Source organism: Streptomyces sp. NPDC059455 (genome assembly GCF_042750115.1).
In the GTDB taxonomy this organism is placed as follows: domain Bacteria; phylum Actinomycetota; class Actinomycetes; order Streptomycetales; family Streptomycetaceae; genus Streptomyces; species Streptomyces endocoffeicus.
In genome coordinates, this window is the sequence record NZ_JBHYVB010000029.1 from 24624 (window position 1) to 38666 (window position 14043).

The 14043-nt window shown below is 71.1% G+C and carries 8 protein-coding genes and 1 pseudogene; 4 read left to right on the plus strand and 5 right to left on the minus strand.

Features of this window, described 5'->3' with window-relative positions:
- The first annotated feature begins 106 nt into the window (after nt 1-106).
- Nucleotides 107-811 (plus strand): hypothetical protein, encoded by a 705-nt coding sequence (locus ACFXB5_RS13165; protein ID WP_385206346.1) that lies wholly within the window; start codon nt 107-109, stop codon nt 809-811.
- Between the two features lie 7 nt (nt 812-818).
- Here ACFXB5_RS13165 and ACFXB5_RS13170 read toward each other — a convergent pair whose 3' ends face one another.
- On the minus strand, nt 819-2162 hold the full coding sequence (locus ACFXB5_RS13170) for a nitrous oxide reductase family maturation protein NosD (RefSeq protein WP_385206348.1): 1344 nt from the start codon (nt 2160-2162) through the stop codon (nt 819-821).
- Nucleotides 2163-2262: 100 nt separating this feature from the next.
- Between ACFXB5_RS13170 and ACFXB5_RS13175 the strand changes: the two genes are divergently transcribed.
- Nucleotides 2263-3381 carry a Dyp-type peroxidase gene (locus tag ACFXB5_RS13175; RefSeq protein WP_385206440.1) on the plus strand — a complete coding sequence of 373 codons (1119 nt, stop codon included), beginning with the start codon at nt 2263-2265 and terminating at the stop codon, nt 3379-3381.
- A 36-nt stretch (nt 3382-3417) separates the two neighbouring features.
- Here ACFXB5_RS13175 and ACFXB5_RS13180 read toward each other — a convergent pair whose 3' ends face one another.
- Nucleotides 3418-5577, minus strand: coding sequence for a SpoIIE family protein phosphatase (locus tag ACFXB5_RS13180; RefSeq protein ID WP_385206351.1), 2160 nt, complete (start codon nt 5575-5577; stop codon nt 3418-3420).
- Between the two features lie 119 nt (nt 5578-5696).
- Here ACFXB5_RS13180 and aspS point away from each other — a divergent pair, with 119 nt between their 5' ends.
- On the plus strand, nt 5697-7505 hold the full coding sequence (gene aspS / locus ACFXB5_RS13185; protein WP_385206442.1) for an aspartate--tRNA ligase: 1809 nt from the start codon (nt 5697-5699) through the stop codon (nt 7503-7505).
- Between the two features lie 359 nt (nt 7506-7864).
- A pseudogene (locus ACFXB5_RS13190) lies at nt 7865-9085 on the plus strand (RNA-guided endonuclease InsQ/TnpB family protein).
- 34 nt (nt 9086-9119) lie between these two features.
- Here ACFXB5_RS13190 and ACFXB5_RS13195 read toward each other — a convergent pair.
- The 3 genes from ACFXB5_RS13195 to ACFXB5_RS13205 form a co-directional block, all read right to left on the minus strand.
- Entirely contained in the window at nt 9120-9515 is a 396-nt protein-coding gene (locus tag ACFXB5_RS13195; RefSeq protein WP_385206354.1) for a DNA-binding response regulator, read from the minus strand.
- 158 nt (nt 9516-9673) lie between these two features.
- On the minus strand, nt 9674-11407 hold the full coding sequence (gene metG, locus ACFXB5_RS13200; protein WP_385206357.1) for a methionine--tRNA ligase: 1734 nt from the start codon (nt 11405-11407) through the stop codon (nt 9674-9676).
- A gap of 147 nt (nt 11408-11554) precedes the next feature.
- Nucleotides 11555-13861: a VWA domain-containing protein gene (locus ACFXB5_RS13205; protein ID WP_385206360.1), complete on the minus strand. Its 2307-nt coding sequence runs from the start codon at nt 13859-13861 to the stop codon at nt 11555-11557.
- Nucleotides 13862-14043: the final 182 nt, after the last annotated feature.

The window sequence follows — 14043 nt, forward strand, 5'->3', positions numbered from 1 at the left end:
AGTCTCTGTCTCTCTCTCTCCCGCCTGTCTGTGGCCCGCGCGCCCCCGCGCCCGCGCCCGCGGCCCCCCCCGCGCCGAGCGCGCCCCCCCCCCCCCCGTCGGCGGTGTGGCCGTCGCGGTGGCCACGTTCCTGGTCGCGAGCGGCGGCTCCGACCCCACCGGTCCAAGGGAATTGACCTCGGACCAGGCGGGCCGGCTGGCGGTCACGCGGTTCCTCAACTACCAGGCGGGCGGGCGCGCCGTGACGATCAACGTGCCGGGTACCGCCGGTGGGCTGACCATCACCGGATCCATCGACTACCGCGGCAAGATCGGTTACGGCGCGGTGCGCGGCACCGGGCGCGATACGTCCAGCGACGGGCTGATCCAGTGGACGGCCACCACCGTGTTCGTCCACCCGATGGCGAACACCCCGGCGAAGGCACCGGCACGGCCGCCGGGTTCGGGCTGGTACAGCCGCCCGCTGCAAAGGCACGGCAGTTCGCTGGACAGTTCGCTGGCCATCGCGCTGAAGCTCGGCAGCGACCGGCCGGACAATGCCGAACTGCTGCCGCAGAACGGCGCCGCCTGGGTTGGACAGGACCGGTTGGACGGCCATCGGGTGGACATCATGACTGGGCCGAGCGCCGGGCCGAGCGCCGGTGCCACGTCCGGTCCGGCGGGTGCCGTGCGCTACTGGATCGGCTCGGACGGCACCATGTACCGGGTTCGCGTCGGCGTGGCATCCGCATCGCGGCCGGTGGTCATCGATTTCGACACCCAGAAGTACGTTCCGGTCCGGCCGGTACCCGGAGTCACCCCGACGCGGTAGCCGCCGCTCAGGACGTCCCCACCAGCGCGCCCGCGGCGAGCAGTGACGCCGACGGCAGCCGGATGCCCGCCGTGTCCGGTAGCGCCGGAACGGAGGGAACAGCGGTGGCGCCCGTGGTCGTGGCGTTCGGGAACCGCGGCTGTCGCTTGGGCGCCGCCACCTCGGTGAACGGGATACCGCCAGGTGCCGTCGGCTTCGACCAGGTGCCGGACGGCGAGAGCGACCGGGCGGGACGCGGGCAGGACGCGGTGGTCGCGAGCCGGGCGGGCACCGTCGTTCGTAGATCGTTGCCGCGCAGGCAGTTGCCCCGTCCCTTGGTGGCGGTGGGGAACGTCCAGCCGACGTCAACGCTGTTGGCGGCGAAGGCGTTGTCCAGGATCCGGTTGCCGTTCGGCGGTATGTCGGCGGTCGCGGTGATCACCAGCCCGGCGTTGCTGTTGCCCGTGACCCGGTTGCGGACGAACTGGTTGTCGGTGCCGCCGTCGACGCCGATGCCGATGCCCCACCCGCCATCGGCCTGTTCGGGGGTGGCCGCCTGCTGGTTGGCCGCGATCAGGTTGCCCGCGATGACGGCATCCCGCTGCGGGAGCAACTTCTCCTGGTGGTCGGAGTTGGTGGTGAGCCCGACCCGGTTACCGACAAGGCGGTTACCGACCACGTACATGTCGCCACTGGCGTTGGTGCCTTCGTAACCGACCGCGTTGAGTTCGGCGATGTTGTCCCGCACCACGACGCGACAGGGCTTGCACTGTCCGACATAGATCCCCGAGTCGGCCGAGCCCGACGTGTACGAGTGCTCGATGACACCGTTTTGCGCGGAGAACGCGTAGATGCCGTACAGCCCGTTGCGGGTCGCGGTCACGTGGGAGACCAGGAACGACTTCAGGAAGGTGACGGGCTCATCGCCGGTGTCGTAGCCGCCGGACTGCCCCGGCGATCCGGCGGCCGCCTTCGCCGAGCCGGTGACCAGGACCCCGTTCTGTGTGTTGTTCTCCACGGTCAGGTTCTCCACGGCCACCCCGGGAGCGGCGACGACGATGCCGTTCGGCTGCCGTAAGCGCCCGTCGATGACGACCTTGTCCCGGGACTCGCCGCGCAGGGTGATGCGGGCCGTCGATATCTTCACCGACTCGTGGTACGTGCCCGGCGCGACCAGCACGAGATCGCCGGGCCGGGCCAGAGACACCGCGGCCGAGATCGTCGGGGCATCGGCCGGCACTTTGATCGTCACATTCTCACCGGACGGTCGCCGGCCGTCGTCCGGTCCGTCATCGTCCGCGCCGCAGCCGACCAGTACGGGGGCCAGGGTGCCGAGCACCGCGGCCATCAGGCGAAGACGGAGACGAGGCATGGCCTCATCCTGGCACGGACGCCGACCGGGTCGCAGGCGCCGATACGGATATGGCACAGTTCACACTGTGTGCCAAGCCGACTCCCGCCCGTCACGCCGCATGTTCCTCGGTGCCACCGGCACCGTGACCGCCGTCGGCCTCTCCGCCGGGTGCCAATCGCGTTCCGCCCCGCCGGACCGGGACGATGCCCCCGCGCCGACCCCGCCGGTGTCACCAACGGGCCGGTACCAGGCGGGCATCACGCTTCCACAGCCGGCCCAGCGGAACCTGCTGGCCGTGGTGGCCGACCTCGTTGACACCGGGCCCGTCCGTCCGCTGCTGGCCGAACTCGGCGAGGCCATCCGCACACTCACCGCGGGGACCGACGCACGACTGATGGGCCTGGAGCCGGGCGATCTGACCGTGACGATCGGGGTGGGCCCCCGGCTGGTGCGCGAGGTCGATCCCGCCCTGCCCGGGGCGAAGGACCTCCCGCGGTTCTCCCGCGAACAGATCGCCTCCCGGGCACGCGGCGGCGACCTGCTGATACAGATCTGCGCCGACGACGCCTTGGTGATACCGGCCGTGGCCGCCGCGCTTCTGGAGCAGGCCGGTGACCGGATACGGGAACGCTGGCGGCAGTCCGGAGTCCGTGGTTCGAACGTGCCGGTGGATCACGGCCTCGCCGCGCCCCGAAACCTGTTCGGTTTCGTCGACGGCATCGTGGGCCCCCACACGAGGGCCGAACAACGACGCCACCTGTGGTTGGCCGGGCCGGCTCCGGTCGCCGGCGGCACCCTCGCCGTACTGCGGCGCATGGACCTCGACCTGCCGCGGTTCGCCAAGCTGTCCGTCGCCGAACAGGAAGCGGTCTTCGGCCGCCGCCGGGCCAGTGGCGTGCCCCTTTCCGGTGGCACCATCGCCTCGGGCCCGAACCTCGGCGCCAAAACGCCGGACGGGCGCTACCTCGTCCCGGTGGACGCCCACGCCCGCAGAGCGCACGCCACCGCGGTCGGCGTCGGCCTCATGCTCCGTCGTTCCTACAGCATCGACGGACCGGCCCCCGGGCTGCTCTTCATGAGCTTCCAGAACGACATACGGACATTCACCAACACCCTCACCCGTATGGACGATTCCGACGCCCTGCTGGAATACACGACCACGACCGCCAGTGCGACCTTCCTGATCCTTCCCGGTTTCGACGGGAAGCACCCGCTTGGTTCCCGGCTCTTCCGCTGAACGGCCCGGCCGCCCCGGCGCCATCCCGGCCGAGGGCTAGGCCCCGTCGGGCGAGGGCGAGGCCGCGTCCTCCGGCGCGGCCTCGTACAGCTCGTACCAGATGCACTTGCCGTCGCCGCGCGGATCCACCCCCCAGTTGTCCGCCAGCAGCTCCATCAGCAGCAGCCCGCGCCCGGATGAGGCCAGCTCGCCCGGACGGCGGCGGTGCGGCAGCTCGTCGCTGCTGTCGGCGACGTCCAGCCGCAGCCGCCGGGCCCCGTGCCGCCCGCTGACCTCGGCCACCAGCAGGGCGTCCCCGTCGGTGTGCACCAGCACGTTGGTGACCATCTCGGAGAGCATCAGCACCGCCGACTCCACCTGGTCCGGGTCCGCCCAGTCGTGCAGCATGTCGCGCAGCTGCTGCCGGGCGTCCGCTATCCGCTCCGACTCGGCCTGCGCGACCGTGACCGCCGTACGCCGCACCGGCGCCGAACCGGGCCCGACCAGGCACACCTCCGCGTCCCGGCGGATCAGCAGCAGCGCTATGTCGTCCTCGCGCCGGTCCGCGAGCGGACCGGTGGTGTGGTGGGAGGGCGGCCCGTGCACCGCCTGCACCAGGGAGTCGGCGAGGGCCTCGAGGTCGTCCGGGTCGAGCTCGCCGGATCCGGCGCTGGGGGCGGCGGGCCGCTCGAAGACCTCCCGGATCCGGTCCCAGCCGGTCTCCAGATCGTGCCCGCCGGTCTCGATCAGCCCGTCGGTGCACATCAGCAGCGTCTCACCGGGCTCCAGCACCACCCGGGTGGTCGGATAGTCGGTGTCCGGGTCGATGCCCAGCGGCAGCCCGCCCGCCGTGGGCCGGAGCATCATCGTGCCGTCGGCCAGCCGGACCGCCGGGTCGGGATGGCCCGCGCGGGCGATGTCCAGGGTGCCCGCCACCGGGTCCACCTCCATGTAGAGGCAGGTGGCGAACCTCGGGTCGTAGCGGCCGTCCGGGCCCTCGGGCTCGGCGAGACCGGCCAGGAAGCGGGAGGCGCGGGAGAGCACCGCGTCGGGGTGGTGGCCCTCGGAGGCGTACGCCCGGACCGCGATCCTCAGCTGCCCCATGATCCCCGCGGCGCGCACATCGTGGCCCTGTACATCGCCGATCACCAGCGCCGTGCGCCCCGAGGGCAGCCCGATCACGTCGTACCAGTCGCCGCCGACCTGGAGTCCGCCGCCGGTCGGCACATAGCGCGCGGCCACCGTCAGCCCCGGGATATCGGGCTTGCTGGCGGGCAGCATCGAGCGCTGGAGCCCGTCCGCCAGCTCCCGCTCGGTCTCCTGGAGCGCGGTGCGGGACAGCGCCTGGGCCAGCATCCGCGCGATCGTGGTCAGCACCGAGCGCTCGTCGGGCGAGAACGACACCGGATGGGCGAATCCGGCCATCCACGCGCCGATGGTGCGGCCCGCGACGATCAGCGGCAGAAACGCCCATGATCGGCGCTTGCGGGGCCGGCCCGGCGACCACGCGGCCGGAAACCGGCCGCGGTACTCCTCCGGTGTGGGCAGATAGACCGCCCGGCCGGTGCGCACCACCTCGGCCGCCGGATGGTCGGTGCTCAGCGCGATGTCGTTAAGGGGGCGGTCGGCGCCCGCCCGCGGCCCGTGGTGGCCGATCACCGAGATCCGCTCGCCCTCGACACCGAAGACCGCGAGCCCGTCCGGGGAGAAGCCCGGCATGGACAGCCCCGCCGCCACCCGCAGCACCTCGGAGGTGGACATCGCCTCCGCCAGCGCCCGCCCCGCGTCCAGCAGGAACGCCTCGCGGTTGCGGCGCCAGTCGCCGGTGATCGGCGGGCCGCCGGCCGCGGTGCCCGGCAGCGGGTCGGGGACCTCCTGGAGGGTGCCGAGCAGGTAGTAGCCGTCGTCGCTGCCGCCCCGCGCTATCGGCCGGGAGCGGGTGCGCACGGTCCGCAGTACGGTGCCCTTCTCGTCCACGATGCGCAGCCGGGCCTCGGCCAGGGTGCCCTCGGCCACCGCGAGCTGGACTATCGCCTTGACCTCCAGCCAGTCCGCGGGGTGGAAGCAGGCGCGGGCGGCGGCCTCGGGGAGGGTGACGGCCTCGGCGGGAAGGCCCACCAGCCGGGCGGCCTCCGCGTCATAGGTGACGGCGCCCGAGACACTGGCCCAGCGCCATAGGCCGGTCGCTATGGCGGCCAGTAGGTCCTCGGTGCGCATTGCACTACCTTATGGGGATTTGCCAACGGCTTACCAGCGAGGGTCGCGGCGCCGGTAGGCTTGGCCGGAGCTTCCCGAGGGTTACGTACGCCTCCCGATCGACACGACTTGGATGAATGATGCATCGGTACCGGTCCCACACGTGTGGTCAGCTCCGCGCCGCTGACGTCGGCACCGACGTCCGGCTCTCCGGATGGCTCCACAATCGACGGAACCTGGGCGGCATCCTCTTCATCGATCTCCGCGACCACTATGGCCTGGTCCAGCTGGTGGTGCGACCCGACACTCCCGCCAACGAGGCCCTGAGCTCCATCAGCAAGGAGACCGTCGTCCGCGTGGACGGCCGGGTCATCGAGCGCGGCGCGGACAACGTCAACCCCGAGCTGCCGACCGGCGAGATCGAGGTCGAGGTCACCGACGTCGAGGTGCTCGGCGCCGCCGACCCGCTGCCCTTCACCGTCTTCCCCGAGGACGGGGTCGGCGAGGAGCGGCGGCTGGAGTACCGCTTCCTGGACCTGCGCCGCGAGCGTATGCACCGCAACATCATGCTGCGCTCCGCGGTCATCTCCGCCATCCGGCAGAAGATGACCGCGCAGGGCTTCAACGAGCTGGCGACCCCGATCCTGTCCGCCACCTCGCCCGAGGGCGCCCGGGACTTCCTGGTCCCCTCCCGGCTGCACGCGGGCAAGTTCTACGCGCTGCCGCAGGCCCCGCAGCAGTTCAAGCAGCTGCTGATGATCGCGGGCTTCGACCGCTACTTCCAGATCGCGCCCTGCTTCCGCGACGAGGACGCCCGCGCCGACCGCTCGCCGGGCGAGTTCTACCAGCTCGACGTCGAGATGAGCTTCGTCGAGCAGGAGGACGTCTTCGGCGTCATCGAGAAGGTCATGACCGAGCTCTTCGAGGAGTTCGGCGGCGGCCGCCATGTGACCTCGCCGTTCCTGCGCATCCCGTTCCGCGAGGCCATGCTCAAGTACGGCTCGGACAAGCCGGATCTGCGGGCCCGGTTGGAGCTGCGGGACGTCAGCCACATCTTCGAGGGCTCCGGCTTCAAGGCGTTCGCGGACAAGCACGTGCGCGCGCTGGCCGTGCCGGACACCGCCGAGCAGCCCCGGAAGTTCTTCGACCAGCTCGGTGAGTTCGCCGCTCTGCAGGGCGCCAAGGGGCTGGCCTGGGTCCGGATCGGCGAGGACTCCAAGCTGACCGGCCCGATCGCGAAGTTCCTCACCGACGAGGACGTCGAGAAGCTGATCGCCGAGGTCGAGGGCAAGCCCGGCACGTCGATCTTCTTCGGCGCGGGCGACTTCGACGAGGTCTCCAAGATCATGGGCGCGGTGCGGGTCGAGGCCGCCAAGCGGGCCGGCCACTTCGAGGAGAACGTCTTCCGCTTCTGCTGGATCGTGGACTTCCCGATGTTCGAGCGGAACGAGGACACCGGGCAGATCGAGTTCTCCCACAACCCCTTCTCCATGCCGCAGGGCGGTCTGGAGGCACTCCGGACGAAGGACCCGCTGGACATCCTCGCCTGGCAGTACGACATCGTCTGCAACGGTGTGGAGCTGTCCTCCGGCGCCGTCCGGAACCACGAGCCGGACGTCATGTACGAGGCGTTCGAGATCGCGGGCTACTCCCGGGAAGAGGTCGAGCGCGAATTCGGCGGCATGCTGCGCGCGTTCCACTTCGGCGCCCCGCCGCACGGCGGTATCGCCCCCGGCGTCGACCGCATCGTGATGCTGCTGGCCGATGAGCCCAACATCCGCGAGACCATCGCCTTCCCGCTCAACGGCAACGCCCAGGACCTGCTGATGGGCGCGCCCAGCGAGGTGGACGACACCCGGCTGCGCGAGCTGCACCTGTCGCTGCGGAAGCCGCCGCAGGTCAAGCAGGCCGAGAAGGCGGGCGAGAAGGCCGAGAAGCCCGCCGAGTAGGCGGGGGCCGGACGAGACCCACAGGGCGGGGGGGCGCCCCACCCCCCGCCCCCCCCCCCCCCCCGAGATCAACCCCCACAGAACGGCGCGCCCCCGCCCTGCGTACGAGAGCTCCAGCAGCGGTGGCGGCGGCACTCCGCCCACCGACGCCCCGGCAGGCGCGCCGACCGGCCGCTGGGCGATCCGGCGTCCGCTCGGGGAGCGGTGAGGGCGACCTCGGTGAGGGCGACCTCCAAGAGAGGTGGTGGTTCTCCCGGAGTTGAGGAACCGCCGGCCCGCAGCGGCTTAGACGGTCACCCGTTCGAGTAGTGCTGTCGGAATACGGAGTGGGAACCGAACGATGACGCTACGTTGGCAGCATGACCACGCTAAGTGAAGCCGAGGGAATCGGGTATGCCCGGTACACGTACCGGCTTCGCGTGTCGTCCACCGCCCATACGATGCTGCTGGCGGAATGGGACCGGTGCCGGTGGATCTGGAACGAATGTGTGCCAAGTCCAGAGCCACCCACCTGGACAACAAGACCACGGGTGAGAAGCGGGCGTGTGGCCCGGCGCAGCTCGACGGGATGCTGACAAAGGCGCGGAATCGTACGCCGTGGCTGCGCGAGGGCTCCAGCGTTCCGCAGCAGCAGGTGATCCGGGACTTCGGCAAGTCCCGTGCCAAGGCGCACAAGGACATCCGGGAGCGTGTGCCTCAGCGGCGGCGGGCGGGTATGCCGAGGTGAAAGAAGAAGCGTGAAAGCGTTGCCGACGCTGAACTACACCCGACGCGGGTTCCGGCTGAGGGACGGTCGCCTGCACCTGGCGGGCGGGATCGTGCTGAGGGTGGTGTGGTCGCGGGACCTGCCCGCCGAACCGTCTTCGGTGCGCGTGTATCAGGACAGTGTCGGCCACTGGTACTGCTCGTTCGTGGTCCCTACCCAAATGCGGCCGCTGCCGGAGACCGGCCGAGTGCTGGGTGTGGACTGGGGCGTGAGGGAGACTGCGACCACCACCTCGAACGCCCATGACCTCCCGCACGCGCAGTACGGACGCAAGGCCCAGGCCAGGCTGACGCGGTACGACCGGATGATGGCCCGCCGCAGGCCGAAGAAGGGGCAGGCCGCCTCGCAGGGCTACCGCGAGGCGAAGAAGTGGCGGGCGAAGACCTACGCGAAGATCGCCCGGCAGCGTCAGGACACCGGCCGCAAGTGGGCGAAGAAGGTCGTGACCGACCACGACACCATCGCTGTGGAGGACTTCAAGCCGAAATTCCTGGCCAGGACCAGCATGGCGCGCAAGGCGGCGGACGCCGCGATCGGCGCCACGAAGAAGGCCCTGATCGAGATGGGCCGCAAGCACGGGCGGGACATCCGGCTCGTGCATCCCGCGCACACCACCATGGACTGCGCATTGTACGGAGCGAGAACCAAGCACGCATTCCCGCTGTCCGAACGCACCTACACCTGCACCGCATGCGGATCCGTGTCCTCCAGGGATAAGAACTCCGCCCGCGTGATGCTGGTCCGGGCTGGTCTCGACCCGGCTGGTGCTGAGGGCGTAAGACCTGCGGGAACGCTGCTCCCGCAGGCAGCCTGAGCCAGAAATCCCCTCCCCTGAGGGACGGGAGGATTCAAAGCCTCCGGTCCACGCCGCACGGTGTGGACCGGTCCGCGCGGGCAGCCCGGTGCACGGCGCGCAGCAGCCGCTTCGGCGTGGTCCGGTGCTGCCATAAGACGGCTTGGACGCCGTACTCCATCACCGCCATCAGCTCCGTCTCCCGGAGCTCACCCGCGATCAGCACCACCCGCTGCCGGCCGCCCCGCACCAGACGGCGCAGCTCCGCCCCGGCGCGGTCGTCGAGGCGCTCGGCGAGCATGACGGCGACGGCGCCGCGGGGTTCGTCGCCGAGCGGGCATGGCCGGTCGACCAGCTCGACGCTGGGCTGATGCTGCAGATGACGCACGACCCCGGCCCGGCTGAGCGGGTCGGGGCCGTGGACCGTCACCGTGACACGCGCGTCCGGCACTGTGTTCCTCGATTTCCCGGTGGCTATGGACTCCACAGGGTCATCGAGGGGGCTAAACGAACGGTTGTCGCGCGATCAACACGTGCGTGGGGGGGCTTGCGCGGCGTCGGCGGATGCTGACGCCTGCGGCGGGCGGCACGGTCCGCCGGACACCCTGGCTAGGCTGCGCCGTTCCCGTTCTGCTCATCGCCGCCGAAGCGCTGCCGGAAGGAGTCCAGGTCCTCCTCGGTGATCTTCGCGAAAAGCACCGGGGGAACCGTGAAGGCCGTGCCCGCCGGGACCGACGCCAGCGCCTTCGCCCCCTCCTGGCCGACCCAGACCGCGGTGTCCTCGCCCAGCGCGAACGCCGACCGCATGGCCCGCGCCGAGGCCGGGATGAACGGCTCGGAGACGATCGCGTAGAGGTGGATGAGGTTCATCGCCGTACGGAGGGTGAGGGCCGCGGCCTCCTGGTCGGTCTTGATCTCCAGCCAGGGGGCCTTCTCCTCCAGGTAGGAGTTGCCCGCGCTCCACAGGGCGCGCAGCGCCGCCGCGGCTTTGCGGAACTGGAGCGCGTCCATGTGCTCCTCGTACTCCGCCAGCAGCCGCGCGATCTCCTCGCCCAGGCGCTCCTCCGCCTCCCCGGCGGCCTTTCCGGCCGGGACCTCGTCGCCGAACCGCTTGCGGGAGAAGGACAGCACGCGGTTGACGAAGTTGCCGAGGGTGTCGGCCAGGTCCTTGTTGACGGTGGCGGTGAAGTGCTCCCAGGTGAAGGAGGTGTCGTCGGACTCCGGGGCGTTCGCCATCAGGAAGTAGCGCCAGTAGTCGGCGGGCAGCACCTCGAGCGCGGCGTCGGTGAACACCCCGCGCTTGGCGGAGGTGGAGAACTTCCCGCCGTAGTACGTCAGCCAGTTGAACGCCTTGACGTAGTCGACCTTCTTCCAGGCGTCCCGGGTGCCGAGGAGGGTGGCCGGGAACATCACCGTGTGGAACGGGACGTTGTCCTTGGCCATGAACTCCGTGTAGCGGACCGTCCGGTCCACGTCGTACCACCACGACTTCCAGTCGCGGTTCGCCGGGTCCAGGTCGGCCCACTCCTTCGTGGCTCCGATGTACTCGATCGGCGCGTCGAACCAGACGTAGAAGACCTTGCCCTCGGCCGCCAGGTCCGGCCAGGTGTCGGCCGGCACGGGCACGCCCCAGTCCAGGTCACGGGTGATCGCCCGGTCCTGGAGCCCCTCGTTCAGCCACTTGCGGGCGATCGAGGAGGCCAGCGTCGGCCAGTCCTTGCCGTGCTCGTCGACCCAGGCGGCGACCTCGCCCGCCAGCTTGGACTGGAGGAGGAAGAGGTGCTTGGTCTCCCGGACCTCCAGATCGCTGCTGCCGCTGATCGCGGAGCGGGCGTCGATCAGATCGGTCGGGTCGAGCACCCGGGTGCAGTTCTCGCACTGGTCGCCGCGGGCCCGGTCGTAGCCGCAGTGCGGGCAGGTGCCCTCGATGTAGCGGTCCGGGAGGAAGCGGCCGTCGGCGTTGGAGTACACCTGGCGGATCGAGCGCTCCTCGATGAAGCCGTTCGCCTTGAGCTCCCGTGCGATCGTCTGGGTGATCTGCACGTTCTGCGCGGAGGAGCTGCGGCCGAAGTAGTCGAAGGCGAGGCCGAAGCCGTCGTAGATCGCCTTCTGCGCCTCATGCTGCTGGGCGCAGAACTCGTCGACCGGCAGCCCGGCCTCCTTGGCGGCCAGCTCGGCGGGGGTGCCGTGCTCGTCGGTGGCGCAGATGTAGAGGACGTCATGGCCGCGCTGGCGCATATAGCGGGAGTAGACGTCGGCCGGGAGCATGGACCCCACCATGTTGCCCAGGTGCTTGATCCCGTTGATGTAGGGAAGGGCGCTGGTGATGAGGTGTCGAGCCATTGCAGGCTGCTCCCGAGTCGATACGGTAAGTGACAATTCGCTCTGCTGAGCCGCCCATATCGTATCCGAGTGACGGGGGCCACCCGCGCGGCGTTTTCTCCGCGGCGGATGGCCCCCGTGTTGTGCCCGGTCGGGTGCGGTCGCTGGTCAGCCCTGCGCGCGGGCGGCCAGCCAGCCCGGGAACTTCTTCAGCAGCTCCCGGTACAGGTCGGCGTCGGCGACCGTACGGGGGTCGAGCCCGGCGTGGAAGAAGCCGGTGTTGTCGACCGCCCGCTTCTCCGGGACGGCGAGGGCGGGCGAGGTGTCCAGCTTCCGCAGGAAGTCGAACCCCTTCGCCTCCGGGTCCCCGAACGCCAGGAACTGCCAGAACAGCGGCAGCCCCGCCGCCTCGCACAGCGCCTTCTCGGCGGCGGTCTTGGTGGTGGGCGCGCCGTCCGTCTGGAAGATCACGAACGCGGGGTCGGTGGTGCCGGACGCCTTGTAGTGCTCGATGACGGCGTTGACGGCGGTGTGGTAGTTCGTCCGCCCCATATGCCCCAGCGAGCCGTGCAGCTCCTCGATCCGGCCGGTGTGCTGGTCCAGCTCGAGGTCGGCGGTGCCGTCGATGTCGGTGGAGAAGAACACGACCGGCACGGTGCCGCCGGTGTCGAACTGCGCGGACAGGGCGAGCGCCTGCTCGGCGAGGTGCTGAACGGTGCCGTCCTTGAAGTACCCCCGCATCGACCCGGACCGGTCCAGCACGAGGTAGACGACGGCCCGCTGCCCACCCAGCCCACTCTCCTGAACGGCCTCCCCGGCCGCGCCATACGCCCCGACCAGCCCAGGCGCCCGCGACGTGAGGTCGGCGAGGGGAATGGCGGCCGCGGGTGCGTCGGCCTTGGCGGCGGTGGCGGGTGCGTCGGCCTTGGCCGCGGTGGCGGCGGCCGCCGCCGCCGCCACGGGCTCGGCCTTGGCCTCGGGGTCGGCCTCGGGCTCGCTCGCGGCTGCGGGCTCGTCCTCCGCCTCGGCGGGCTCGTCGGCCACGGTGGCGTCGTCGTCAGCCTCTACCTCCGCCGCGGCGTCGGCCTTGGGCTCGGCGTCGGCACGCGCGTCCGCCACCGGGGCCGCCTTGGAGTCGGCCGTCGGCTCGGTGTCGGCACTTGCCTCCGCCACCGGGGCCGCCGTGGCATCGCCGTCTGCCGAGGGCTCGGGGGCGCTCGCGGCTGCGGGCGTGGCCTCCGCCGTGGACTCCGGTTCGGCTTCCGTCTTGGATTCGGCCTCTGCCTCTGCCTTGGCGGACTTGTCGTCGCTCTTGGCGGCGGGCGCGGCCTCGCCGGCAGCCTCTGCCGCTGCCTCGGCGGAGGCCTTCGGCTCGGCGTCGGCACTCGCGTCCGCCACCGGGGCCGCCGCGGCGTCGTCATCAGCCTCTGCGGCTGCCTCAGCCTCAGCCTTGGGCTTGGACTTGGCCTTGGGCTCGGGCGCCGCAGCGGGCTCCGGCGCGGGGTCCTCCGCAACCTCGGCCTTGGCCGTGGTGTCGGCCTCCGCCACTGGCGCCGTGGCCTCGACCTCGGCCTCGGGGGCGCTCGCGGCTGCGGGTTCGGCCTTCGCCTTGGCGGACTCGTCGCCAGCCTCTGTGGCTGCCTCATCTTCGGGCTCGGCCTTGGCCGTGGGCTCCGGCGCGGGGTCCTCCGCAACCTCGGCCTTGGCCGTGGTGTCGGCCTCTGCCGGAGATGCGTTGGCGGCTTCCGCCACCGGCTCGGCGACCTCCGGGGCGGGAGCGGTTGCGGTTTCGGGCTCAGGCTCGGCTGCAGCCTTCGCTGCGGCGGGCTTGTCGTCGGCCTTGGGCTCGGCGTCGGCACTCGCCTCGGCGGCTGCGGCCGCCTTAGGCGCGGTGGCGGGCTCCGCCTCGGCCTCGGCCGTCGGTTCGACGTCGGCTGCGGGGGCGGGCTGGGCGTCAGCGCCAGCGTCGGACGCGGCCGTGGCCTCCGTCTTGGTGGCGGGCGCTTTCTTCTCGTCGGTCGCTGCCGCTGCCTCAACCGGAGTCTCTTCGACGGACGTTGACGTGCCCCCGTGCGCGGGGGACTTCAGGATCTCGTCGAGGGACTTCAGCGGGGCGGACAGGGCCGGGTCGTGCCCGGATTCGTCGTTCGGGGAGTCCGGGGAGTCCGGGGCCGAGGCCTTGGTGTCCGTGTCCGTGTCCGCGTCCGCGGTCGGCTCGGGCTCCGGCTCAGCCTTCGGCTCAGGCGCAGGCTCCGGCGCGGGCTCGGGCTTGGCGTCCGACCCGGCCTTCCGCTCGGCCTTCTGGTCCACCGTCGGCTTCGCCGACTTGCGCTCCGCCGACTTGCGCTTCGCCGACTCGGCCGACTCCGGCTGGGGGTCCGGGACAACCGCCGCCTCCGGCGCAGCAGAAGAATCGTCCACCCCCGTGGTTCGGGAGCGGCCGAAAACTTTGCGCAGTAGGTCCCGTATGCCCATGGGAGATACCTCTCACGTGTCGAGTGCGGTGCATGGCGGTGCATGTCCGTGGTGCCGAAAGGCTAGCGGGCCATTCGGCGGCCCTCTTCCGCCGATTCCGCTCGCGCTTCGTTCACCTCTGGTTCAGGCGTTCGTCGCCACCATGCGGTTCTACGCCCATAGCTTCGCCGCCAAAGGATCCC